This is a genomic window from Acinetobacter sp. 826659, assembly GCF_000588515.1.
In the GTDB taxonomy this organism is placed as follows: domain Bacteria; phylum Pseudomonadota; class Gammaproteobacteria; order Pseudomonadales; family Moraxellaceae; genus Acinetobacter; species Acinetobacter pittii.
Window position 1 is genome coordinate 40,590 of sequence record NZ_JFYD01000007.1, and the last position, 23,769, is coordinate 64,358.

22 protein-coding genes are annotated in these 23,769 nt (G+C 37.4%); 11 read left to right on the top strand and 11 right to left on the bottom strand.

Translation table 11 applies throughout. From position 1 onward, the window contains the following. Positions 1–14: 14 nt before the first annotated feature. Together J663_RS14700 and J663_RS14705 are read right to left on the bottom strand one after the other, a co-directional pair. On the bottom strand, positions 15–1,121 hold the full coding sequence (locus J663_RS14700) for a glycosyltransferase (protein ID WP_033850663.1): 1,107 nt from the start codon (positions 1,119–1,121) through the stop codon (positions 15–17). 1 nt (position 1,122) lies between these two features. Then, positions 1,123–1,968 (bottom strand): glycosyltransferase family 25 protein, encoded by an 846-nt coding sequence (locus J663_RS14705; RefSeq protein WP_033850821.1) that lies wholly within the window; start codon positions 1,966–1,968, stop codon positions 1,123–1,125. Positions 1,969–2,231: 263 nt separating this feature from the next. Between J663_RS14705 and rfbB the strand changes: the two genes are divergently transcribed. The 6 genes from rfbB (at position 2,232) to J663_RS14735 (ending at position 7,407) form a co-directional block, all read left to right on the top strand. After that, complete coding sequence (gene rfbB, locus J663_RS14710; protein ID WP_033850664.1) at positions 2,232–3,290, top strand: dTDP-glucose 4,6-dehydratase; 1,059 nt, start codon at positions 2,232–2,234, stop codon at positions 3,288–3,290. After that, positions 3,290–4,171, top strand: a complete 882-nt coding sequence (gene rfbA / locus J663_RS14715; RefSeq protein WP_033850668.1) for a glucose-1-phosphate thymidylyltransferase RfbA — start codon at positions 3,290–3,292, stop codon at positions 4,169–4,171. The genes rfbB and rfbA overlap by 1 nt, the downstream gene beginning before the upstream one ends. Continuing rightward, positions 4,168–4,575, top strand: coding sequence for a sugar 3,4-ketoisomerase (locus tag J663_RS14720; RefSeq protein WP_033850670.1), 408 nt, complete (start codon positions 4,168–4,170; stop codon positions 4,573–4,575). The genes rfbA and J663_RS14720 overlap by 4 nt, the downstream gene beginning before the upstream one ends. Next, positions 4,565–5,104, top strand: coding sequence for a GNAT family N-acetyltransferase (locus J663_RS14725; RefSeq protein ID WP_033850671.1), 540 nt, complete (start codon positions 4,565–4,567; stop codon positions 5,102–5,104). The genes J663_RS14720 and J663_RS14725 overlap by 11 nt, the downstream gene beginning before the upstream one ends. Positions 5,105–5,440: 336 nt before the next feature. Then, positions 5,441–6,568, top strand: coding sequence for a DegT/DnrJ/EryC1/StrS family aminotransferase (locus tag J663_RS14730; protein WP_033850673.1), 1,128 nt, complete (start codon positions 5,441–5,443; stop codon positions 6,566–6,568). Beyond that, positions 6,568–7,407 (top strand): glycosyltransferase family 2 protein, encoded by an 840-nt coding sequence (locus tag J663_RS14735; protein WP_033850675.1) that lies wholly within the window; start codon positions 6,568–6,570, stop codon positions 7,405–7,407. The genes J663_RS14730 and J663_RS14735 overlap by 1 nt, the downstream gene beginning before the upstream one ends. A gap of 42 nt (positions 7,408–7,449) precedes the next feature. On the opposite strand, the gene J663_RS14740 is transcribed toward J663_RS14735, so the two are convergent. From J663_RS14740 to J663_RS14750, 3 genes are all read right to left on the bottom strand, one after another. Then, the gene (locus J663_RS14740) at positions 7,450–7,671 is read right to left on the bottom strand and encodes a hypothetical protein (protein ID WP_033850677.1); all 222 of its coding nucleotides are present in this window, start codon (positions 7,669–7,671) and stop codon (positions 7,450–7,452) included. A 148-nt stretch (positions 7,672–7,819) separates the two neighbouring features. Then, positions 7,820–9,604, bottom strand: coding sequence for an aspartate--tRNA ligase (gene aspS, locus J663_RS14745; RefSeq protein ID WP_005064200.1), 1,785 nt, complete (start codon positions 9,602–9,604; stop codon positions 7,820–7,822). A 170-nt stretch (positions 9,605–9,774) separates the two neighbouring features. Next, entirely contained in the window at positions 9,775–10,539 is a 765-nt protein-coding gene (locus J663_RS14750) for a DUF4184 family protein (protein WP_033850679.1), read from the bottom strand. A 136-nt stretch (positions 10,540–10,675) separates the two neighbouring features. Between J663_RS14750 and znuD the strand changes: the two genes are divergently transcribed. Continuing rightward, a complete protein-coding gene (znuD, locus tag J663_RS14755; protein ID WP_033850681.1) occupies positions 10,676–12,745 on the top strand; it encodes a zinc piracy TonB-dependent receptor ZnuD in 2,070 nt (689 codons plus the stop codon). A 75-nt stretch (positions 12,746–12,820) separates the two neighbouring features. Next, positions 12,821–14,284 (top strand): phospholipase D family protein, encoded by a 1,464-nt coding sequence (locus tag J663_RS14760; protein ID WP_033850683.1) that lies wholly within the window; start codon positions 12,821–12,823, stop codon positions 14,282–14,284. A 278-nt stretch (positions 14,285–14,562) separates the two neighbouring features. On the opposite strand, the gene J663_RS14765 is transcribed toward J663_RS14760, so the two are convergent. After that, positions 14,563–15,009 (bottom strand): hypothetical protein, encoded by a 447-nt coding sequence (locus J663_RS14765; RefSeq protein WP_033850684.1) that lies wholly within the window; start codon positions 15,007–15,009, stop codon positions 14,563–14,565. 165 nt (positions 15,010–15,174) lie between these two features. Here J663_RS14765 and J663_RS14770 point away from each other — a divergent pair, with 165 nt between their 5' ends. After that, positions 15,175–15,558 carry an RcnB family protein gene (locus tag J663_RS14770; RefSeq protein ID WP_005804715.1) on the top strand — a complete coding sequence of 128 codons (384 nt, stop codon included), beginning with the start codon at positions 15,175–15,177 and terminating at the stop codon, positions 15,556–15,558. A gap of 38 nt (positions 15,559–15,596) precedes the next feature. Here the strand turns inward: J663_RS14770 and J663_RS14775 are convergent, their stop codons facing one another. The 4 genes from J663_RS14775 to J663_RS14790 form a co-directional block, all read right to left on the bottom strand. Beyond that, positions 15,597–16,079, bottom strand: a complete 483-nt coding sequence (locus J663_RS14775) for a phosphate-starvation-inducible protein PsiE (RefSeq protein ID WP_002116490.1) — start codon at positions 16,077–16,079, stop codon at positions 15,597–15,599. 119 nt (positions 16,080–16,198) lie between these two features. Continuing rightward, entirely contained in the window at positions 16,199–17,980 is a 1,782-nt protein-coding gene (locus J663_RS14780; RefSeq protein ID WP_002116088.1) for an acyl-CoA dehydrogenase C-terminal domain-containing protein, read from the bottom strand. A 167-nt stretch (positions 17,981–18,147) separates the two neighbouring features. Then, the gene (locus J663_RS14785; protein ID WP_005804712.1) at positions 18,148–19,950 is read right to left on the bottom strand and encodes an acyl-CoA dehydrogenase C-terminal domain-containing protein; all 1,803 of its coding nucleotides are present in this window, start codon (positions 19,948–19,950) and stop codon (positions 18,148–18,150) included. A 289-nt stretch (positions 19,951–20,239) separates the two neighbouring features. Beyond that, complete coding sequence (locus J663_RS14790; protein ID WP_017385629.1) at positions 20,240–20,617, bottom strand: hypothetical protein; 378 nt, start codon at positions 20,615–20,617, stop codon at positions 20,240–20,242. A 132-nt stretch (positions 20,618–20,749) separates the two neighbouring features. Between J663_RS14790 and baeS the strand changes: the two genes are divergently transcribed. Further along, positions 20,750–22,408 carry a sensor histidine kinase efflux regulator BaeS gene (gene baeS / locus J663_RS14795; RefSeq protein WP_033850822.1) on the top strand — a complete coding sequence of 553 codons (1,659 nt, stop codon included), beginning with the start codon at positions 20,750–20,752 and terminating at the stop codon, positions 22,406–22,408. A 21-nt stretch (positions 22,409–22,429) separates the two neighbouring features. Next, positions 22,430–23,116 (top strand): response regulator, encoded by a 687-nt coding sequence (locus tag J663_RS14800; RefSeq protein ID WP_002116101.1) that lies wholly within the window; start codon positions 22,430–22,432, stop codon positions 23,114–23,116. A gap of 70 nt (positions 23,117–23,186) precedes the next feature. On the opposite strand, the gene J663_RS14805 is transcribed toward J663_RS14800, so the two are convergent. Beyond that, positions 23,187–23,768 carry a L,D-transpeptidase family protein gene (locus J663_RS14805; RefSeq protein ID WP_033850686.1) on the bottom strand — a complete coding sequence of 194 codons (582 nt, stop codon included), beginning with the start codon at positions 23,766–23,768 and terminating at the stop codon, positions 23,187–23,189. Position 23,769 lies beyond the last annotated feature (1 nt).

The following is a 23,769-nucleotide window of genomic DNA, read 5'->3' on the forward strand; positions in this document are numbered from 1 at the left end:
TAAATTTTTGGTGCTTACAGTTCTTCAAAGGCTTTCACCATTTCTGAGATATTTAAGCGTTGTATGTCTTGTGCTCGAATCACATAGGGATGGGTGACTACTTGATAAAGTCGTTGAGACAAAGCTTGTATATCATTTAAAGCCACTAGACCTTGAGTAAGTTCTCCAGAGGAGAGTTGGTACTCTACCCCTTCACTACAATTGTAAGCAACAACAGGTATATTTAAAATTAATGCTTCAGCAATCGTGAGTCCGAAACCTTCTGAGCGTGAAGTCAAAATTAGACTATTACTTTGCTGAATAAACTGATTAGGCTGAGTTTGCCAACCTAAAAAATCAATACGTTTAGTCAGTCCTAAAGTTTCAGTAAGGAGAATTAATTCATCTAATAAAGGTCCATCACCGACTATTGCCATACGTCCAGTTAGACCACTTTCAGCAAAAGCTTTTATTGCGACATCAGGTTGTTTTTCTTCAGATAAACGTCCGACAAAAATTGTATTCCATTTTTTTTTAATGCTATTTTTATCATCTGGTAAGTTACTCTTGAGTCGTTTGACATTAATACCATTATGAATGACTTTTACCGTAGTCTCTTGAATATGCTGTTGAATAAGATTTTTAATATCTTGATTAACAACAATAAGTTGTTTCCCTTTAAACAAGTAATTACAGGATTTTTTACATTGCGTAAACTTCTTCAGTGCTTCTAAATACTTAAAGAAGCCTAAATTTTGTTTTCGTACTAAACCTAATATATCACCATGTACCCAAAACCAAACATTCCCTGTCAGAATCGGTGATAACCAAAAAGCATGTGAATGACCAGCAATAATAGTATCTGGTGCTAAGTCATTAATGATTTGTATTAGTTCAGCTTGTTGCTCTAAAGGAACACTTTTTAACTTATTTTTTTTGATACTACCTTGCATGAAAGCTGGCGTTATATCGAATTTGATTAGGTTCAAGTCTTGAGGGTAGGTTGTACGAATATTGTTTGAATCTAATAACAGGACTGCCACATCATGACCTTTTTCTTTAAGCGCAACAGCAGTATCAATACATATTTGCTCTGCACCGCCACCATATAAATGATCTTGAATAAAAAGGTATTTTTTCATCTTAATCTTTGCTCTTATTATCGACTGATATATTTAAGCGATTATTATTTGCTGCGATAAAAGTAGACAGGCGAATAATTTTTTTAAATAAAAATAAAGAAATAATACGAGAGACTAGGTCATTACGAATCTTTCGATAATTTTTCTTAAACCGATTTGGTTTTTTCATAAAATTCTGGCGATCGGATGCAATTGAACTAGGAATTTCATCATCATGCTCAAAACAGAAATAAAATGGCACAGTATAGTGTTTTTGTAATAAATATTTCCAGTCATCGATATAGGTTAAACGCTTGATTTGTTTCTCAATAAATATACGAGCTTGTTCTCTGGTGAGTGAGTACGCAAAAGTAGCGGTATATAGGTCTTTAGGACCACTTGTATTAAAATATAATTGATCTTGACTAGTATAACCTCGAATGCGGCGTCTAGAGGGTTGGGAATGACCACCTAAAAATGCAAAAGAGGGGTTGGTTTCAATGAGTGAAATCAGTTTTTCATGAATTTGATTAAAATTAAAAATAACATCATCTTCAATAATAATGATGCGATCATATTGCGCATACTCCCCTTGTGCATGACGTTGCCATAGAATCATATGACTCAAGAAACAACCGATTTCACTTGGACCTAACGCATGCTCACACAAGCCTGAAAATTGACGACGCAGATCAATAAATGAAAGGTATTCAGGTGGAAGTTTTTTTCCATACACTGCTTCAAAAAAATGAAAATCAATTTGAATATCGGAAACAGCTTGTTTGAGGATTTGTATTTGATGAGATATGTTGTCTTGTCTTGTTTTGCTATCTTTTAAAGATACGCATAAGATTAAGATTTTGGCCATGTGGAGTTTAGAGGGGGTGAATTGCATTCGTACTATTCTATATTTTTTGTAATTGAAATTAAACCTGTATAATTTTATTGAAAATATTGACCAAATAATAAAATAAATTAATAGAACTAAAGTTAACAGTAGCTTGAATTTTATCCATATTTCAAAAGAAAATACCATTTTGTTTATACAAAGCTACTATAAAAAGTAATAAAATACCGAATTGTATATCATAACTCATGATGCTTTTAATAAAGCATCAGGATAAGCAGAAAATGAAATATTTAATTACGGGCGGAGCAGGATTTATAGGTTCTGCTGTTATTCGCCATATTATTAATTTTACACAAGATGAAGTCTTAAATATTGATAAATTAACTTATGCTGGTAATTTGGAATCTTTATTTGAGATAGAAGAGAATTCACGTTATTCGTTCAGAAAAATTGATATTTGTGATGAAAAATCTCTAACTAAAGTGATAGAAGCTTTTCGGCCCGATGTTGTTATGCATTTAGCTGCTGAATCTCATGTTGATCGTTCAATTGATGGGCCTGCTGCTTTTATTCAGACTAATATTGTTGGTACTTATACTTTGTTAGAAGTTGTGCGTAAATATTGGATGACTTTAAATACGGAGAAAAAAGCAAATTTTCGATTTCACCATATTTCAACTGATGAAGTTTATGGGGATTTAGAAGAAACAACTGATTTATTTACTGAAAAAACATCATATTCACCAAGTTCTCCCTATTCGGCAAGCAAAGCAAGTTCCGATCACTTAGTAAGAGCTTGGAATCGAACTTATGGTCTACCAACGATAGTAACAAATTGTTCAAATAATTATGGCCCTTATCATTTCCCAGAAAAGCTTATCCCTTTAGTTATTTTAAATGCTTTGGATGGAAAACCTTTACCTATCTATGGTGAAGGGAATCAAATTCGGGATTGGTTATATGTAGAAGATCATGCCCGAGCGCTATATCAAGTGGCCACTAAGGGAACTGTAGGAGAAACCTATAATATCGGTGGTCATAATGAGAAGCAGAACATCGAAGTTGTAAAATCTATTTGTAAAATATTGGATGAGTTAAAGCCCCTTTCAGAAGGATTGAAATATGAATCACTCATTACTTTTGTTAAGGATCGGCCTGGACATGATTTACGTTATGCCATTGATGCATCAAAAATTGAAAAAGAGCTGAATTGGAAACCTAAAGAAACATTTGAAAGTGGGATTCGAAAAACAGTTGAATGGTATCTAAATAATTTAGAGTGGTGTCGCCGGGTGCAAGATGGTAGCTACCAACGTGAAAGATTAGGTGTAAGTGTATAATGAATACAAAAGGTATTGTTTTAGCGGGTGGTTCTGGGACCCGATTATATCCAATTACGAAAGGAGTATCGAAACAACTGCTCCCCATTTATGATAAACCAATGATTTATTATCCACTTTCAGTACTGATGTTAGCTGGAATTAAAGATATTCTTATCATTACTACACCAGAAGATAAAGATAGTTTTGAGCGTCTTTTGGGTAATGGATCTCAATTTGGAATTCATTTGCAATATGCAATACAGCCAAGCCCAGATGGATTAGCACAAGCTTTTATTATTGGTGAAGAGTTTATTGGAAATAGTAATGTTTGTTTAGTACTAGGTGATAATATTTTTTATGGACAAGGCTTTACTCCGATGTTACGTCAAGCGGTTACACGCGAGCAGGGGGCAACAGTTTTTGGTTATCAAGTAAAAGACCCTGAGAGATTTGGTGTAGTGGAGTTTGATGAACAACACCGAGCAGTATCTTTGGAGGAAAAACCCAAGCATCCTAAATCTAATTTTGCAGTAACGGGGCTATATTTTTATGATAATGATGTTATTCAAATTGCAAAAAAAGTAAAACCTTCTGATCGTGGTGAGTTAGAAATTACTACAGTAAATCAAATGTATCTAGAGCAGGGTAATTTAAATGTTGAGTTGCTCGGGCGTGGTTTTGCATGGCTAGATACAGGCACTCATAGTAGTTTATTAGAGGCAGCACAATTTGTTGAAACCTTAGAAAAACGTCAAGGTTACAAAGTTGCTTGCTTAGAAGAAATTGCTTTTAACCAAGGTTGGTTAAATAAAGAACAAATTTTAAAAATTGGCAATAGTATGATTAAAAATGATTACGGTCAATATTTAATCTCTTTGGTTGGGGCTAATGACGAATGAATTTAATTGAATGGGTTAATTTACCAAATTTAGGAGACTATAGAGGAGGATTAGTGGTTATTGAATCAAATCAAAATATCCCCTTTGAAGTTAAACGACTTTACTATATTTTTGATACTAAATCTGATATTCCACGTGGTTTCCATGCTCATAAGCAGCTTCATCAAATTGCTTTTTGTATAAAAGGCACATGTAAAATGGTGATGGATAATGGGAAGGAAAAACAAGAAATTTTGTTGGAGCATGCAAACCGAGGTTTGAAAATACCACCACTTGTATGGCATGAAATGCATGATTTCTCAGAAGATTGTATCCTTCTGGTTTTGGCAAGTGATCATTATGATGAATCTGATTATATACGTGATTATAAAGATTATTTAAGGGTTGTTCATAATGAAATTTAAAAACTTGAGTGCTAAAACAGTACATTTAAGATTAGTTGATGAGTATGACGCTGAATTTATTTGTAATTTACGTAATAACCCAAATTTAAACAAATATATCTCACAATCTACTGCTCTTATTGATGAACAAGTTAATTGGATAAAAAAATACAAAGAAAGAGAGCTTAATTTAGAAGAGTTTTACTTCATTATTGAAAGAAATGACAATAATGAGAAAATTGGTACTATTCGCCTATATGATTTTAGAAATAGTCCTAAATCATTCTGTTGGGGAAGCTGGATTTTGAATTCCAGCAAAACACGTTATGCAGCCATTGAAAGTGCTTTATTAATTTACAAAATTGCTTTTGAAGAACTTGGATTTGAACAATCTCATTTTGAGGTAAGAAAAGCAAATTTAGGTGTGCATAATTTTCATATGAGATTAGGAGCACAGCGTATCTCAGAAAATGAGTTAGAAAACTTTTATATTTATCGAGCTTCTACATATTTTGAAATTTTAAAAGAATATGGGAAGTTTTTGTCCTAAATTTCATAAGCATATATTGCTTTTTTAAATAACAAAATGCTTATCCCTTAAAATGAAATTTTTCTGCTAAAAATAGTAGTGATTATTTAGCATTATCGATTTTATTACTGAGTTGAAAGGTATTCTTGGAAAATTTTATAGTAGAAGAGATTGCAAAAATGGCTAATTAAATAAATATTTTCTCTATTCTAATTTAAAAAATAAGACCTTTTTTCTTATTTAAAAGGTCTTATTATTCGTTGGAATAGTAGAACAATTTCCAACGACTCATTTAACTTATGAAGAAGATATGCATAGTTGGTATAAGGGGCATTTCACCTTAATAAAGAGATCTGTATGATTAATTTTTTAGATTTAAAGCAAATTAATAAGCAATATCAAGAAGAATTAAAGGCTGCATGTAATCGCGTTATTGATTCCGGTTGGTACATATGCGGTAAAGAGTTAGAAACATTCGAGCAGAACTTTGCAAACTATTGTGGAACTCAATTTACAGTTGGGGTCGCTAATGGTTTAGATGCTTTAATTTTGGTACTTCGTGCATGGAAAGAGCTGGGTAAATTAAAAGATGGTGATGAAGTAATCGTTCCTGCAAATACATATATAGCAAGTATTTTGGCAATTACCACAAATAATCTCAAGCCAGTGCTTGTTGAACCAGATCCACAAACTTTAAATATTTCTATAGAGTCTATTCAATCTGCGCTTACAGAAAAAACGAAAGTAATTTTACCAGTTCATTTGTATGGGCAGTTAGCAGATATGCCAAGAATTATTGAAATTGCTCAGGAACATGGACTATTAGTGCTAGAAGACTCAGCACAGGAACATGGTGCGCAAATTGATGGTATAAAAGCAGGAAATTGGGGAGATGCTTCAGGTTTTAGTTTCTATCCAGGTAAAAACTTAGGCGCTTTAGGGGATGGCGGAGCTGTTACTACTAATGACTATGAACTTGCTCAAACTTTGAGAGCATTACGTAATTATGGTTCGCATGAAAAATATAAAAATTTGTTTGTAGGCATCAATAGCCGTCTTGATGAAATCCAAGCTGCGATGTTAGATATAAAATTAAAATATTTAGATAATGAAATTAAAAATCGACGTGAATTAGCTAAACTCTATTTAGAAGGGATAGATAATCCTTTTATTCAGCTGCCATTATTTAATATTGATGCTAGAAATTATTCTCAGCATGTATGGCATTTATTTGTTATTCAATCTAAATATAGAGATGAACTGCATGACTTTCTTAAGAGTAATGGAGTACAAACTCTCATTCATTACCCAGTTCCACCTCATAAGCAAGAAGCCTACAAAGAATGGAATGAGCTAAGTTTTCCTTTAACTGAGCGTATTCATGACGAAGTATTAAGTTTACCAATGGGGCCTACGCAATCTATTGAAGAAACCAAATATATTATTGAATTGTGTAATATATTCTCGCCACGAGGGTCTAATTAATGCAGCCTTTAGTTTCTATTGTAATTCCTTGTTATAATCATGAAGTTTATATTCAAGAGAGTATTAGAAGCATCATAGATCAAACATATTTGAATATTGAGTTGATTATAATTGATGATGGCTCAAAAGATGGATCAGTGGATAAAATTAAAGATATTTTACCAGAATGTGACAGACGATTTACCCGAGTATATTTTAATACTAGATCAAATAAAGGCCTTTGTAGAACTTTAAATGAAGCTCTCTCTTTATGTCAGGGCAAATATGTAAGTATGATTGCCTCTGATGATATGATGTTGCCCACTAAAACTCAATTACAAGTAGAATATTTAGAGGCTCATAAAGAGGTTAATGGTGTATTTGCCGCTATAGAGTTAATAGATTCCCAAAGTAAAGTTTTAGAACAAAGAATTTCGACTCATTCTGAATATAGTTTTGATGAAATTTTATTAAATCTTCATGACTTACCAACTCTAACTCAGATGTTTCATTTAAATGACCTTATTGAAGTTGGCGGTTATGATGAAAACATGAAAATTGAAGATTGGTATATGTTATTAAAACTGACTAAACAAGGTAAAGTTTTAAAATATATTCCTCAAGTAGTTTGTCGGTATCGTATTCATGATGAGAGTTTTTCTCAAAATGGTTTGCAAATGGCTGTTGAAATGATGAAAGTTATTCAACCATACCGCAAGGAAAAGCGTTTTCTAGATATTGAGTTTAAAATTAATCGCTTAATTTTGAAATATAATTATAAACCTAAAGGAATATTTATTTATTACCCGGTGAAGTATATAACCTATATAAAATATTGGCTGAAAAAATTTTTGATTTAAAAGAAATGAGATAACTCTTGGCTTACAGATAAACAGGAATATTTATCCCTGTTTATCCGCATTTCCTTTTAAAACCATATAAATCAATGCAACAAAAATGAGCAATGCACCAACCAAGCTACTTACACAGAAAAATAAAATACGTTGATTTGTAGTCATGTTAAATAATTCATTTGCAAGAATATAGCGCATGAAAAACCATTGTGCGAGGGAGAATACAATCACGACTAAAGCATGTCGACGTACATCAGGGCGCATAGCCATATAGCTGACCTTTTAATTGAAAGCAGCCTATTATGCCACTAACGTGCTTTTTCGCAAAGCATAGCTTATGAAAACTGAATGTTTGTTTGATATTGTTTAATAAAAAACCCTGCATAAGCAGGGTTTTTTAATTTGAAGATCTAAAAAATTATTTAGATTCTTCAGCTTTTGGCTTTTCACGTAAGCGGATACCCAAGTCACGAAGCTGGTTTGCTTCAACAGGAGCAGGTGCTTGAGTAAGTGGACATTCAGCAGTCTTAGTTTTCGGGAACGCAATAACGTCACGAATTGAAGTCGCGCCAGTCATAAGCATAACTAAACGGTCAAGACCAAATGCCAAACCACCGTGAGGAGGAGCACCATAACGAAGCGCGTTAAGTAAGAAGCTGAATTTCTCTTCTGCTTCTTCATCAGAAATACCAAGCGCTTCAAAAATCGCTTTTTGCATTTCTAATGTGTAAATACGAAGTGAACCACCACCAACTTCAGTACCGTTCAATACCATGTCGTAAGCAACTGAAAGTGCTTCACCTGGATTGCTCTTCACGTCTTCTACGCTAGATTTAGGTAGCGTGAATGGATGGTGAACAGAAGTCCATTTACCATCGTCAGTTTCTTCAAACATTGGGAAGTCAACAACCCAAAGTGGAGCCCACTCACAAGTTGAAAGGTTCAAGTCGTGACCAATCTTGACACGAAGCGCACCCATTGCATCATTTACAACTTTAGCTTTATCAGCACCGAAGAATACGATATCGCCATCTTGTGCGCCAACACGTTCCAACAGCTCAAGTACAATCGGTTCAATGAATTTCACGATTGGAGATTGAAGACCTTCAATTCCTTTAGCGAGTTCATTAACTTTAATGTACGCTAAACCTTTAGCACCATAGATGCCAACGAATTTGGTGTATTCATCGATTGCACTACGTGGCAATGAAGCTGCACCAGGAACACGTAAAGCAACAATACGGCCTTTAGGATCTTTTGCAGGACCAGCAAATACTTTGAACTCTACTTCTTGCATTAAGTCTGCAACGTCAACGAGTTTCAATGGAATACGCAAATCTGGTTTGTCAGATGCATAGTCACGCATTGCTTCGCTATATGGCATACGGCGGAATTTTTCAAATTTTACGCCAAGCAAGTCGTTAAATAATTTAACAGTCATGCCTTCCATCAAATCCATGATTTCATCGTCGTTTAAGAACGATGTTTCAATGTCGATTTGAGTGAATTCTGGCTGACGGTCAGCACGTAAGTCTTCATCACGGAAACATTTCGCGATTTGGTAGTAACGATCAATACCACCCACCATCAATAATTGTTTAAACAATTGCGGTGATTGTGGAAGTGCGTAGAAGCTACCATTTTGTACACGACTTGGTACTAAATAGTCACGTGCACCTTCAGGAGTTGCACGAGTTAAAATCGGAGTTTCAACGTCTAAGAAACCGTGATCGTCTAAATAATTACGGATCAAGTTAGTTACTTTAGAACGGAAACGTAAGCGATCTAACATTTCTGGACGACGGATGTCCAAGAAACGATATTTTAAACGGTGTTCTTCTGACACGTTAATCGTGTCATCATTTAACGGGAATGGCGGAGTTTCAGAAGCAGCAAGAACTTCGATTTCTTTGCCTAAAACTTCGATTTGACCACTCACCATATTTTGGTTTTCAGTACCTTCATAACGGCGACGAACACGACCTGTAATTTTTAATACATATTCAGAACGTGCTTTATCTGCTGTTGCAAATGCTTCTGGAGTATCTGGGTCAATAACCACTTGAACGAGACCATCACGGTCACGCATATCAAGGAAAATAACACCGCCATGGTCACGGCGACGATGTACCCAACCGCATAGAGTAACGGTCTGGTCGATTTGGGCTTCAGTTAAAGAGCCACAGTAATGAGTTCGCATCATGATGAAGATTATCCAAACTATATTGGCTGAAAGGACGGATGCGTAAACCGCGCACCGTCAAAAAAGTAAGTTTTCGATTATGCCTTGTTGGATGGTTTGTCACAAGAACTAGATCAAAAAACCGCAGAAATTAACCTGAAAATGAGCAATTTGGCAGCAATCTTAGTTATTCATCCCATTCTTTGTTGGCGATCTAAAATCAAGAATAGTAAGCATCCTAAGCTAAAAGTACTTAACCAACCTTGCATAAATTCATTAATAGAACGACCAGTGAAATAATAGGTATCGGCATGCCAAACTTCATGAGGAATGTAGCGGGCATAATCCCAAAAAGAAAATAGGCCTAACCATGTAGATAAAATCAACAGACACCATGCAAAAATTTTAATTTTTTTACTTACTTTCCAGTGTTGTTTATAGCACTGATAATAGTGAACACACATCCAAACAATAAAAGGTAGCGCAAGAGCAGAGGAGCCTAGCTGCAAAAGACGATGTAATGGATAAGGGTGCCCTAAAAGATGAATATTTGTTGCTAATACATCTTTAAATACAAAAGTCCGAAAGTCTGAGTGTGTTAGACCATCCCAGATTAAGTGTGTTGCAATTCCTAAAGTAAGTGCGAGTAATGTTCCAACCAAAAATAAAAAAATACGTTTTAAAGAGTTGAGGCCAAGATCATGCTGAATACCGAAAAAACGGTAAATTACAGGTCGATATAGAAAGTACCAAATAGCACAAAAAATGAGGCCTAAGGCAAGGTTGGGATAAATCAGGCCTTTCCATTGATGTGTCAACATACCTGATTGCATTGTAAATAAGCGGTAAAGATCGGGTGTCATACTTCCAATTGCTAGAGCTGCAACTGGTAAAGTGTTTCGGCTAAGCTTTGAAAGAGGAGGCGCTATAACGGCATGAGAGATTGTAAAAGGCATTATAAAACAGAGATTACTCACATCATTTAATTGCCCAGTCTAACGAATCAGCCGATTGGAAATGTTTTTTATTGCAAAAAGACTGAAATGTTATAATATAACAAAACAAAAGGCGTAGCGATCAGAGAATCACCTCATGTTGTTCTATAAAAATATTTTGACCTTATCCATTTTAGCTGTCATATCCGTACCTTCGTTTGCAGCAGAAAGTGAAAATGTTGAAAAGCTAGAAACTATTCGAATTAAGGCTCATCCACTTGAGCAAACTTCACAAGATTTTGCTGTGGCAGATACTGTTGTTAATCAAAAGCATTTGTCGCAAGGCGCTGCTACCATTGGGGATGCTCTCACTAGTGAAGTAGGAATTTACGCGAATCAGTTTGGAGCTGGTTCGAGTCGCCCAGTCATCCGTGGACAAGATGGCCCACGCGTTAAAGTACTTCAAAATTCATCAGAAAATATTGATGTCTCGACGTTGTCTCCTGACCACGCTGTCACTGTAGATCCTGTGCTTGCGAAACAAGTCGAAGTAATTCGCGGCCCTTCAACTTTACTGTTTGGTGCGGGGACTGTCGGTGGTTTAGTCAACGTCATTGATAACAAGATCCCTACGCAAATGCCTGAAAATGGTTATGAAGGACAAATTGGCTTACGTTACAACACTGGAAGTGATGAAAAAGTGGCGAGCGCTGGCGTAACTGTTGGCTTGGGCAGCCAAGTTGCTTTACGTGTTGAGGGGTTAACTCGTGATGCGAATAATTATATTGCTCCCAATTATATTCATGAAGGTGAAAAAGAGCGCCGTGTAGACAATACTTTTGCTCAGGGTGACTCGGTTAATGTTGGTCTGTCTTGGATTTATGACCGTGGTTATACGGGTATTTCTTATAGTAACCGTCGGGATCAATATGGCTTACCGGGGCATAGCCATGAATACGAAAGTTGTAGCGCTCATCTAGGTGGAAGACCGCATTTAGATTGTGGAGACCATGAACATGAAGAGGGTGAAGAAGCTCACGATCATGGACATGAAGAACATGAACATGGTGGCCCATGGATTGATTTAAAATCTGAGCGTTACGATTTTAAAACCGAGTTAAATGATCCATTTGCAGGCTTCCAAAAGTTGCGTGCGCAAGCAAGCTATACTGACTATCAGCATGATGAAATTGAAGAGGGAACAATTGCGACCCGATTCCAAAACAAAGGTTATGATGGACGTATTGAGTTAGTACATAACCCGATTGCAAGTTGGGAAGGGGTAATTGGTGCACAGTTAGGTCAACAGAAGTTAGATTTAACTGGCGAAGAAGCATTTATGGCTCCGACCACTACTAAAAAGTGGAGCGTATTTGCTTTAGAACATAAACAATGGAAAGACGTACATTTTGAGCTTTCTGCCCGTGCAGATCAGCAAGAAATTGATGTAGACGATAACTCTAAACAAGATTTTGATGGTTCTGCATTTTCTTACGCAGGTGCTGCGAATTGGGAGTTTGCACCGAACTATAAACTGTCTTTTGTCGCTTCACATCAAGAGCGTTTGCCTTTAGCTCAAGAGTTATATGCAAATGGTGGGCACTTTGCGACAAATACTTATGAGTTAGGAAATGATCAACTCAGTAAGGAAAAATCGAATAATGTTGAGTTAGGTTTGCATTTTGATAATGACAAACTTGATTATCATCTTCATGTGTACCATAACTGGTTTGATGACTACATCTATGCGCAAACCCTTGACCGTGATAAAGACTTCCGTTTAGTTCAATACACTCAAGATAAAGCACGCTTCTATGGCGCAGAGGGTGAAATTGGTTATCAAATTACCCCAATGTACAAGATCAGTGCTTTTGGTGATTATGTGCGCGGTAAAATTGATGCAGAAGGTAATGCTCCACGTATTCCAGCAGGACGTTTAGGTACTAAAGTCGATGCAGATTTTGGTGATGGTTTTAGTGGTTCTGCCGAGTACTACCATGTCTTTAACCAAGATAAGATTGCAGCTTACGAGACCGAAACTGAAGGCTACAACATGCTTAATCTTGGCGTAGCATACTCTGGACAATATGGTGCAAAAACTGATTACCGTGTTTATATGAAAGCAAATAACTTGTTAGATGACACGGTTTATCAACATGCTTCATTCTTATCAAATATTCCACAAGTTGGACGTAATTTTACTGTAGGTGTTGATTTTAGTTTCTAAGGCTTTAACACGAAACTAAACTTGAAAAATCAATCCAAAAGACCTAATTTGAAACCATCAAGTTAGGTCTTTTTTATGCGTATTTTTCAACGAATTCATCAAAAAATAAATTGGTCAGGGCGTCGTTATATGGCGGTATTACTTTGCGTTGTTGCTATTGCATATGTTGCATCAGCAATTTACCACACAGTAAAACCATTACCACAAGGGATTAACTTTAGTGGCAAGCTTAGACATGCCGATGTTAAATTTTTAGCAGACAAAACTTATCTTGATGCAAAAGGGCAACAGCAGGTTGATCAGCATATTTTTGATGAAATCTTGAAAATGATTGATGAGGCAAAAACCACGATTGTGGTCGATATGTTCTTGTTTAATTCTGAAGTGGGTGACTCAAAACTTAAGCAAAGACCATTAATGCAAGAGCTAACCGATGCATTAGTAAGTAAGAAAAGACAGAACCGCCAAATTCAGATCGTTATGATTACCGACCCGATTAACTCGGTATACGGTGGTATCAGCCCTGAACACTACCGTCAGTTACGTCAGGCAGGTGTTGATGTGATTGAAACGAATTTAGCCCCTTTACGAGCTTCTAACCCATTCTGGTCAGGCTTCTGGTACATCTGCTGTCAAAATATTGGCAATAACCCTGAAAAGGGCTGGTTACCAAATCCATTCGGTGATGAAAAAATTACACTGCGCAGCTATCTAAACTTATTTAATTTTAAGGCGAATCATCGGAAAACCGTTGTTGTTGACACCGATGCCGGTTGGAAATCATTGGTAACCTCAGCAAATCCACACGATGGCAGTTCTAGACACTCTAATGTCGCGTTGGTTGTAACAGGGGCAACAGCTGCTGATGTTCTTCAAACTGAAGCTGCAGTTGCACAAATGTCAGGCAGTAGCTCTCCATCGCTCATTTTAGGTGACTTTGAAAAAGACGTTAGCAAGCCTCAAGTGCAGGTGTTAACTGAAGGCGCAATTTATCAATCTGTATTGAAATTGATTAATTCAGCGAAGCCGAAAGAGCATCTTGATTTAAGTATGTTCTATTTGTCTGAACGTAAGATTATTAAAGCACTAAAAAATGCTCAAGAACGAGGCGTTATTGTTCGTGTTTTACTAGATCCGAATAAAGATGCATTTGGTCGACAAAAGAATGGTATTCCAAACCGCCAGGTGGCTTCAGAGTTACATGCTGTCGGTATTCCAATCCGTTGGTGTGATACCCATGGCGAGCAGAACCATAGCAAAATGATCTTGAAATATAGCGCCCAACAAGCTGAGTTGATTGTAGGATCTGCCAACTTTACGGCCCGTAATTTAAAAAATTACAACCTTGAAACGGATATGTTGGTCATTGGCAAAGTTCAAGATCAAGTTTTTAAAGATGCACAAGATTACTTCAATACCTCGTGGTCAAACCTAAAAGATAGACAGATGAGCGTGGATTACGCGAAGTATGCAGATGAGTCTAAAGTGAAGTATTGGATTTATCGTTTTATGGAATGGTCAGGATTATCGACTTTCTAATTCTATTTTTTTATATAAACGTTGAGGCTATATGTTCACGACGGAGTCTTACTTAGTCTCACCCTAAAACTAGAGCTCATTGGTTACTTTGGTTTTGCCCAAAGTAACCAAAGGCATTTGTCATCCACAAAACCTGTTCAATATCTTCATCTAACCGATTTTATTGCAAAAACAATATATTCATAAATTTCGGGCAGGTTGTGGATGACATTTAGCACAAGCGAATATTGGAAAATATTAATTTCTATATCACTTAACCTACCCATCATTGAAATAATTTAAGGCGCTGGCGGAATCAATTGATCCAACGCTTTATCATCAAGTTTTTCGATTTCACTCAAATCCGTTTTAATTTTCCACTGCGACTCATCATCTACAGGATTTGGTAAACGAGCTTCAAGCCAGTCACAGACTACATCTGGGTTAAACTCAGGATGGTTACACTGAATAATCCACGATAAAAAGTCTTTCGCTTCACCGTTCATGTATGGCGGTGGAGAAACAGGGAAGAATAAAGTCGGTAGACGTTCATTCGTCGATAAATAGTTTAAAACATGTCCTAATTCTTGAACTGTTTGCCATGCTAGCGGATGTTCTACATCAATACTGAACTTAAACCACCAAGCATGTTCGCCGTCTGCTCCATGAGCCATGATACGGGCTTCTTGTACGGTTGGAACTTTGCAAAAAAATTGATGAAGACGTTCAAAACTGATTTCAGACACAGCAATTGACCTAGTTTGAAAAATGCTAATGGTAGCACAGATACAGATTCTTCATATTTTCTTTATAGTCATTACAAAGTTTAGCAATCAAAGCGGTTTTATTCATGGTTTCTCCTTGAGTCTCTTTTAATCTAGCTTCATATCAAGATTAAAAGGAAATAGGCCATGAAAAAGCCAATCGTTCTTGTACTTTCGACATTAATGTTAGGTATATCAGCTACCGCGATGGCCGATTCTGGACACCGTTGGAACAATGACCATGGTAAAAACTATGATCGATATGAGCATCGTGATGACCGCCGTCATGATTATCGTAATGATCACCGAGCGCCAGTTTGGTCAAATGCTGATCGTGGTAAGCATTATGGTAACTATGTTGCTTTTAAACGTGGTGAACGTATTCCTACCCAATATCGCCATAGCCGTTATTATGTTTCGGACTGGAGAGCGCACCGTTTATACGCACCACCACGTGGATACCACTGGGTTAAAACCCCTAATCAATACTTATTAGTAGACTCAAGACACAACATTTACCGAGTTCGTTAAATGTAAAAATAAAAAGGCCTCGATATTGAGGCCTTTTTCTATGCTAACTCGTCATCTTGCGGTTGAGGTGTTTTCAAATTATTAGAAGTTTTTGCATGTTTCTCTTTCATCACTGATGGGTAGTGCCATGAAGCAAATCGTACAACTAAAATAGATAAGGCTAAAATCAAAATTGAGCCCGTAATAATGACTTGATCAATATCTGCTTTATGATCATGTTGAATATCTGAAATGAGTAGACGGGTTAAGGCCGTAATCGCGACATAAATAAGAAAACGCACAGGCATATGATTGGTTTTAAAGTAAATTCCAACCATTGCTCCAAGCTCTAAGTAAATAAATAATAATAAAATATCATCAATTGAAGCATACTTTTTGACGGTCAGAATTTCAAAAACCGTATTGGCTGCCGACCATGCCACCATACACCCGATAATAAATAAGGCTAAATAATGGAAGGCTTCTACGGCGTAATGTCCGAAACGGTCGAGTATTCGTTCGTATTTTTTAGGATCAGGCATAATAAGATCTTTTGTTCACTTCGTAATGTTTAGAAATTAAACAAATTTTGTCCCAATGGAAATAGTAAATACAAAATAAAAAACGCCTGATTATTCAGGCGTTTTTATGAAGAGCTTAATTAAGCTTGATTAGTAAAGTAATCTTCACTAAAGCCCATAATTAAGTCAGAACCAGCTTTGATTTTAGCAATACGCGCATCAATATCCGGCAAGATACGTTCAACAAAGTACTGAGCCAAAGCAAGTTTGTTCTGATAGAAATCACCAGACTTATCTTTAGCAGCGGCAGCAATTTTTGCAAACATATATGAGAAGCTGAGTAAACCAACCGCATGTAAATAATCAACCGCAGCTGAGTTCGGGAACTCTACATTTTCAGCAGCTTGCTCAATAATAAACTGAGTGATTGCTTCAATTTCAGTTGCAGCATCTAAAGTTGCATCTTTAATGAAGTTCAAGTCAGTGTCTAGGTCATTTGCAAAGTCACGAATTTCAGTGATGTATTCAGCAATGAACGCACCGCCACATTTAATGGTTTTACGACCAATTAAATCTTGAGACTGAACGCCGTTGGTTCCTTCGTAGATTTGAGCAATACGAAGGTCACGAATGCATTGTTCCATACCCCATTCACGGATATAGCCGTGACCACCAAATACCATTTGAGCATCTAAAGTTGCTTGGAATGCTGTATCTGTGAGGTAAGCTTTTGCAATTGGAGTTAAAAGCGCAACGCGGTCATTGGCTTTTTTCACTGCTGCTGCATCAGTTGAGAATTTAGTGATATCGAGTTGTTGACCTACATATACAGCAAATGCACGAGAAGCTTCATTATTGGCACGTACATTTAACAACATGCGACGTACATCACCATGCACTAAAATGCTGTCAGCAGGTTTGTTTGGTGATTGAACACCAGCTGCACTGCGGCCTTGTAAACGGTCAGTTGCGTATTGAGCAGCATTTTGATAAGCAAATTCAGATGCACCTAAACCTTGAATACCCATTGATAAACGTTCGTAGTTCATCATAACGAACATTGCAGCTAGGCCTTCGTTTTCTTTACCAACGAGGTAACCTTTAGCTCCATCAAAGTTCATTACACAAGTTGCAGATGCTTTGATACCCATTTTATGTTCAATAGAGCCTGGACCAACATGGTTACGGTCACCTAAAGAACCATCTTCATTTACAAGGTATTTTGGTACGATAAATAACGAGATACCACGTGAACCAGCAGGGGCATCTGGAGTTTTAGCTAGTACCAAGTGAATGATATTTTCCGCTAAATCGTTGTCACCGCCAGTAATGAAAATTTTAGTACCTGTGATGTTATATGTACCGTCTTCATTACGTTCTGCTTTAGTTTTGATAATACCTAAGTCAGTACCTGCATGTGGCTCGGTTAAGCACATGGTACCTGACCATTCACCTGAATAAATTTTAGGTAAATAAGTTTCTTTTTGTTCTTGAGATGCGTAGCTGCTTAAAGCCATACCTGCACCCACTGAAAGAAGCGGGTAAAGCATGAAAGATGGGTTAGTCGCAAATAACATTTCATCAGAAAGAACGGTGAGCATTTTTGGCATGCCTTGACCGCCCCATTCCTCATCGGCACCTAAGCCAATCCAACCACCTTCTGCATATTGACGAAATGCATCTTTAAAACCAGCTGGTGTGAATACTTCGCCGTTTTCATAGCGAGCACCTTCTTCGTCACCGGTACGGTTTAATGGATGAGTCACGTTCTGAGCAAATTTAGCCATTTCTTCTAAAATTGCTTCAGCTGTTGCAGCATCTACATGAGCGAGTTTCTCATTAGACTGCCAAAATTGTTCTGCTTTAAATACATCATTTAAGATGAATTTCATATCAGCTAAAGGAGCATTGTAAATTGGCATAATCGTTCACCTTTTTTGTGCACATTGGCCTGTGCTAGATATCCTGTAAAACGAAATGGATATGGAATTTAAAGTGTAAATTTATCATTGATTTTATAAAAAAAGGACCGTCAAAACTGAGCAGTCCTTTTTTGTTTTTTAACATTGCATATCGCAACTAACTATGGTTAGAAAGCGAAATGTTCAGCGTCTAATGACATTAATGGATCTAGACCACCAGCGATCACATCTACGTGAGAACGTACACGTGGCAAGATTTTCTTGAAGTAGAAACGAGCAGTAGTTACTTTCGCATTGTAGAAGTCAACATCGGTTGTACCTTCTGCCAATTTCTCTTGTGCTACAAGCGCCATACGAGCCCATAGGTAAGCTAAAGTGATATAACCTGCGAAGTATAGGTAATCTACAGCAGCAGCACCGACTTCATCTGGGTTTTGCATCGCACGCATACCGATTTGCATAGTAAGATCGCCCCATTCTTTGTTAAGCGCCGCAAGCGGTTCAACAAATTCTTTCATAGCAGCGTTGTCTTTGTTTGCTTCTACGAATTTATGGATGATCTTAGTGAAGTCACGTAGCATTGCACCTTGAGTTTGCAATACTTTACGACCTAACAAATCAAGTGCTTGGATTTCAGTTGTACCTTCATACAAGCAAGCAATACGTGTATCACGTACGATTTGTTCCATGCCATGCTCAGAAATAAAGCCATGACCACCGAAGACTTGTACACCGTGCTTAGCAGATTCAGAACCTGTTTCAGTTAAGAATGCTTTTGCAATTGGAGTCAATAAAGACAAGATGTTGTCAGCAAACTTACGCTCTTCTTCAGTTTCGCCTTTTTCAACGATATCTGCGTATTGAGCAAGTAAGTAAACAAGAGCACGACCGCCTTCAGCAAAAGCTTTTTGAGTTAAAAGCATGTTACGAACAGCAGGGTGAACGATAATTGGATCTGCTTCTTTTTCTGGAGCTTTAGGACCAGAAAGTGAACGCATTGCTAAACGTTCTTTCGCGTAAGTTAACGCACCTTGGAAAGATGATTCAGACGCTGCTAAACCTTGAACAGCAGTACCAATACGTGCTGTGTTCATGAAGGTGAACATACAGTTCAAACCACGGTTTTCAGGTCCAATCAAGTAACCTTTAGCTTGGTCAAAGTTAATGACACAAGTTGCGTTACCATGAATACCCATTTTGTGTTCGATAGAACCACAACGTACCGCATTACGTTCGCCAATAGATCCATCTGCATTTACATTGAATTTAGGAACGATGAATAATGAGATACCTTTAGTACCTTTTGGTGCACCAGGTAGGCGAGCAAGAACGATATGGATGATGTTCTCAGCCATGTCATGTTCACCAGCAGAGATAAAGATTTTCTCGCCAGAGATTGCATAGCTACCATCAGCATTTGGTTCTGCTTTAGTACGGATAATACCCAAGTCTGAACCTGCATGAGACTCAGTTAAGCACATCGTACCTGTCCAAACACCTGAAACAAGGTTTGGTAAATAAGTATTTTTTTGTTCATCAGAACCGTGATGTTCTAACGTACGTACAGCTCCGTGAGACAAGCCTGGGTACATGCCCCATGCCCAGTTAGAGCTACCTACCATTTCAGAAATTGCGATACCTAAAGAGTTAGGTAAGGCCTGACCACCGTATTGTTCTTCTGCTGATAAAGACGGAAAGCCAAGTTCAATATATTTTTGATAAGCTTCTTTAAAACCTGTTGGAGTAGTGACTACGCCATCATTCCAAGTACAACCTTCACGGTCACCCACTTGGTTTAGAGGAGAAAGTTCATTTTCACAGAAGTCCGCCGCAGCTTCTAAATATTGATCAACCAATTCACGGCTTACGTTACCTTGGAAATCAGGTAATTTTGCATAGTGTTCTTCAGCATTTAATAATTCATGCAAAACGAATTGCATATCACGTAAGGGCGCTTTGTATTGTGGCATATCGGGTTCCTCAATACTGGTGAAACCAGAGTTATAATCTTAATCTATGATAATGTGCCATGAGGCACCTTGGACTATTACATCGTGCAACAACTTGCATAACTGTACAAGCACCTCAGGACCTTTACTTTGTGACTGCAAAGTCAAGAAAAAAATGCTGAAACTATGTAAGTGCTTTGAGTGTAAATACTTTTGGTTATGTTTATATGATACAAATAGTCAAAATCGTAAACACTTATGTATAAACAAAAGGCGCCTATAGGCGCCTTTTGTTTTATAATTTTTAGAATTATTTTGCTTGAACTGGTGCAGGAGCAGGGGCATTAACAGGTGGTTGAGGGCGTTTAGGTTCAAAACGAAGGTTACAAGTCCCTTCAAGTGTCTTATCCCCAACTTGAACACTTACGGGTTGTCCATTGGTCTTACCATCACATGCTTTTTGAATTTGTTCGAATCGAGCTTGACGTTCTGCGCGGTGCTGTTCCCATGCAGCTTTTTGTTCTGGAGTGAACTCACGGTGCTTCATACGGTGGTGACCCTCACGTGGGCCATCTTGCATCATTCCATGCTCTGGTTTAGGGGGTTGAGTTGTCGATTGACACGCAGCCAAACTTCCCATTGTTACAATTGCCGCACTGAATAATGCAATTTTTGCCGTCATTTTCATATTTAAAGCCCTTTAATGTTGTGTTTTCTGATGGCTTAAAGATTAGATAATAAAGATGTAGAAACAATGGAGAGTTTTTCTTTTCGTTGTTGGTTACAATGCAAAATATAGCGTAAAAATGAGAGAGTGCTTTTGAACGTTCTACGTGTTCCCATTGCATTACGGTTATTTTTGACAGTCTTGCTCACTACATTACTTATTGCGACTGCAAGCTTGAGCGTTTTGCACTGGACAATGCAAAAGAACTTTGCCAAATATGTAGCCGACGTTGAAATGCAGAAGCTCGACCGTCTCATTACCAATCTTGGTGATGTCTATACGGTCTACCATGATTGGGGAAATGCGATTCAGGCACAGATTTTACAAATCGAAGGAACCGCAGCTCCTGACGACTATGATCGTCTCTCACAGTGGTGGCTTCGTCGTCAATATGATATTGCCATACAGCAGCATTCTTTTGATGAACATGCCCTTATTAATATTTCACCGCAAGTTGCACCGACCAATAAAAATACTATTTTTAGTGATGAAGAGTTAAGAACGCTTGAGCAAAATTTACCTTCTCAATATCAACCCTTTGAAGGGCTAAGATTCCCCTTAAGTGCAAACCAGTTTCGTCCAAGTGATGATAAAAATAAGTCAAAGAAGGGAAGCCTAAAAGATATTGAAACTCAAAATGGTAAGAAGCGTTTTATTGCTTTGCCTGACCGTTTGGGTTTGAGTTCACGTTTATCTTTATATGATGCACGACACCAGTTTGTTGTAGGTGAGCCGCCTTCTTCAGACCAAATGTCATTTCGCCCGATTATCTTAAACAATCAAGTTGTGGGATATTTAGGCTTAAAACCTGTTTTAGATAAAGAAGATGCTTTGAGTATTAATTTCTTTAGTAATCAAAAGCGTTATTTACTCTTAATCTATGCTTTGACCTTACTATCAAGTTTAGTTGCAGCGCTGTTAATGGCAACTTATTTTAAAAAACCAATTCAGCGTTTATTAAATGCAACCAATGAATTAACCAAAGGAAATTATCAACACCAAGTGGTCATTAAGCGAAATGATGAGCTAGGTGATTTATCAACCCAGTTGAACCATTTGGCAGAGATTTTACATCAGCATGAAGAGTCACGACGTCAATGGGTGGCTGATACTTCTCATGAATTAAAAACGCCGCTGGCTGTATTACAAGCACAAATTGAAGCGATGCAAGACGGGATTCGAAAAGCCACACCTGAACATTTAGATGCAATGATGCGTCAGGTTTCAAGCTTGAAAAAATTGACCCAAGACCTTGCAGACTTGGCGCAGGCAGATGCTCAGCAGCTTAAGTGTTATTTGAGCTCTGTAAATCCATGGGAAGTGGTACTACAAGAAGTTGAAAACTTTAAACCCAAACTTGAGCAGGCTGGTCTCGAAATTCAGGTTGAAGGAACAAGTTCTCCGCTATTATTAGACCGTGATCGGTTTAAACAGATTATTGTTAATTTAATTAGTAATAGTATTCGTTACACGGAAACAGGTGGCAAAATTCATATTCATACAAGTCAGGCTCCTCAAGAGTGGACTTTGTATGTGGATGACAGTCCGTTTGGTTTAAGTGATGAGCAGTTATCCCGTTTAGGTGAACGTTTCTATCGTGTAGATGATTCGCGTACGCGTAGTACAGGTGGAACAGGGCTAGGCTTGGCTTTGTCTTGTAAAATTGCGCAGGCGCTTGGTGGTACACTCAGTTTTGAACATTCACCATTAGGTGGTTTACGTTGTGTACTTACTTTTAAAAAGCAGAGTTAAATATAAAAGGAAAAATATCTCATGAAACATGTGATGTTGGTTGAAGATGAAGTCGAATTGGCGCATTTGGTGCGTGATTATCTTGAAGCTGCCGGTTTTGAAGTAAGTATGTTTCATGATGGTCAAGATGCCTATGCGAGTTTCCAGCAACGTAAACCAAATTTGATGATTCTGGACTTAATGGTTCCACGAATGGATGGTTTAACGATTTGCCGTAAAGTTCGTGAACAGTCAGATTTACCGATTATTATGGTCACTGCCCGTACCGAAGAAATTGACCGAGTATTAGGTCTTAACATGGGCGCTGATGATTACGTATGTAAACCATTTAGCCCAAAAGAGTTGGTGGCTCGTGTACAAGCTGTTTTACGTCGTTTAGAGCGTAAGGCAGAGCCTGAGCAAAATGATTCTTTCCGAATTGATAAAGCACAACAAAGAATTTGGTATCAACAAAAATCGTTGAGCTTAACGCCAACCGAATTTCGCTTACTTGAGCTATTTTTAGAGCATGTGGGGCAAGTTTACTCACGTGCACAATTATTAGATCACATTAATCCAGACAGCTTTGATGTTGCCGATCGTGTGATTGACAGCCATATTAAAAACTTGCGCCGAAAAATTAGTGAAGCAGCAGAAACTGGTAACCGTCATGAGTGGATTCAAGCAGTTTATGGTGTAGGTTATCGCTTCGAATATCCTGAAGAGTAAGTCTTCATAAAAGTTATTCTGTGGATAACCACAATGTTATCCACAGAAAATGTGGATAGTTTTAAAGATTTTATGGATAAATTATAATCTTGGTATGATTGGGTACTAATTGCCAAATTTCATCTATATCTACATTTCTAACCGCGATACATCCTAACGTCCAATCCTTATGGGGCATATAAGTCGAGCTAAAAGGCATCGAGAGTAATGATTTCGGAACAGATCCATGAATCATGATATCTCCTCCCGTTGGTTGATTATGTTGCTTGGCATAAGCAATATCTTTCGCATCGGGATAGGAAATATGCAAAGACTTATAGTAAGCACTTTGTGAGTTTCGCCAATCTATAGAATAAATCCCTTCAGGTGTTTTACCGTCATTTTCAAAATGTTTATGTCCTTTAGGATTAAAGCCGAGGCGAATCGGATATTGCCGAATCACGTCCTGATTACTCTTGAGCAGAAGTAGGCGTTGGTTTTTAAACACTTCAATTGAGGTAACAGGCTTGGTCTTGATTATTTCTTGGATCTCTTCATTTGAGAGGGCTTGATGGCTTGACGTAAAAGTCGGTAAATATTTTTCATAATTATAAAAAGCGATTCCCAGTGGAATGATAAGAATTGTGCAAATAATGAAGGGTCTAATTTTCATA

Bases quoted from the DNA above. Each gene is read 5' to 3' on its own strand.
- J663_RS14700 (WP_033850663.1), bottom strand. From the start codon at position 1,121: ATGAAAAAATACCTTTTTATTCAAGATCATTTATATGGTGGCGGTGCA.
- J663_RS14705 (WP_033850821.1), bottom strand. From the start codon at position 1,968: ATGGCCAAAATCTTAATCTTATGCGTATCTTTAAAAGATAGCAAAACA.
- rfbB (WP_033850664.1), top strand. From the start codon at position 2,232: ATGAAATATTTAATTACGGGCGGAGCAGGATTTATAGGTTCTGCTGTT.
- rfbA (WP_033850668.1), top strand. From the start codon at position 3,290: ATGAATACAAAAGGTATTGTTTTAGCGGGTGGTTCTGGGACCCGATTA.
- J663_RS14720 (WP_033850670.1), top strand. From the start codon at position 4,168: ATGAATTTAATTGAATGGGTTAATTTACCAAATTTAGGAGACTATAGA.
- J663_RS14725 (WP_033850671.1), top strand. From the start codon at position 4,565: ATGAAATTTAAAAACTTGAGTGCTAAAACAGTACATTTAAGATTAGTT.
- J663_RS14730 (WP_033850673.1), top strand. From the start codon at position 5,441: ATGATTAATTTTTTAGATTTAAAGCAAATTAATAAGCAATATCAAGAA.
- J663_RS14735 (WP_033850675.1), top strand. From the start codon at position 6,568: ATGCAGCCTTTAGTTTCTATTGTAATTCCTTGTTATAATCATGAAGTT.
- J663_RS14740 (WP_033850677.1), bottom strand. From the start codon at position 7,671: ATGGCTATGCGCCCTGATGTACGTCGACATGCTTTAGTCGTGATTGTA.
- aspS (WP_005064200.1), bottom strand. From the start codon at position 9,604: ATGATGCGAACTCATTACTGTGGCTCTTTAACTGAAGCCCAAATCGAC.
- J663_RS14750 (WP_033850679.1), bottom strand. From the start codon at position 10,539: ATGCCTTTTACAATCTCTCATGCCGTTATAGCGCCTCCTCTTTCAAAG.
- znuD (WP_033850681.1), top strand. From the start codon at position 10,676: ATGTTGTTCTATAAAAATATTTTGACCTTATCCATTTTAGCTGTCATA.
- J663_RS14760 (WP_033850683.1), top strand. From the start codon at position 12,821: ATGCGTATTTTTCAACGAATTCATCAAAAAATAAATTGGTCAGGGCGT.
- J663_RS14770 (WP_005804715.1), top strand. From the start codon at position 15,175: ATGAAAAAGCCAATCGTTCTTGTACTTTCGACATTAATGTTAGGTATA.
- J663_RS14775 (WP_002116490.1), bottom strand. From the start codon at position 16,079: ATGCCTGATCCTAAAAAATACGAACGAATACTCGACCGTTTCGGACAT.
- J663_RS14780 (WP_002116088.1), bottom strand. From the start codon at position 17,980: ATGCCAATTTACAATGCTCCTTTAGCTGATATGAAATTCATCTTAAAT.
- J663_RS14785 (WP_005804712.1), bottom strand. From the start codon at position 19,950: ATGCCACAATACAAAGCGCCCTTACGTGATATGCAATTCGTTTTGCAT.
- J663_RS14790 (WP_017385629.1), bottom strand. From the start codon at position 20,617: ATGAAAATGACGGCAAAAATTGCATTATTCAGTGCGGCAATTGTAACA.
- J663_RS14800 (WP_002116101.1), top strand. From the start codon at position 22,430: ATGAAACATGTGATGTTGGTTGAAGATGAAGTCGAATTGGCGCATTTG.
- J663_RS14805 (WP_033850686.1), bottom strand. From the start codon at position 23,768: ATGAAAATTAGACCCTTCATTATTTGCACAATTCTTATCATTCCACTG.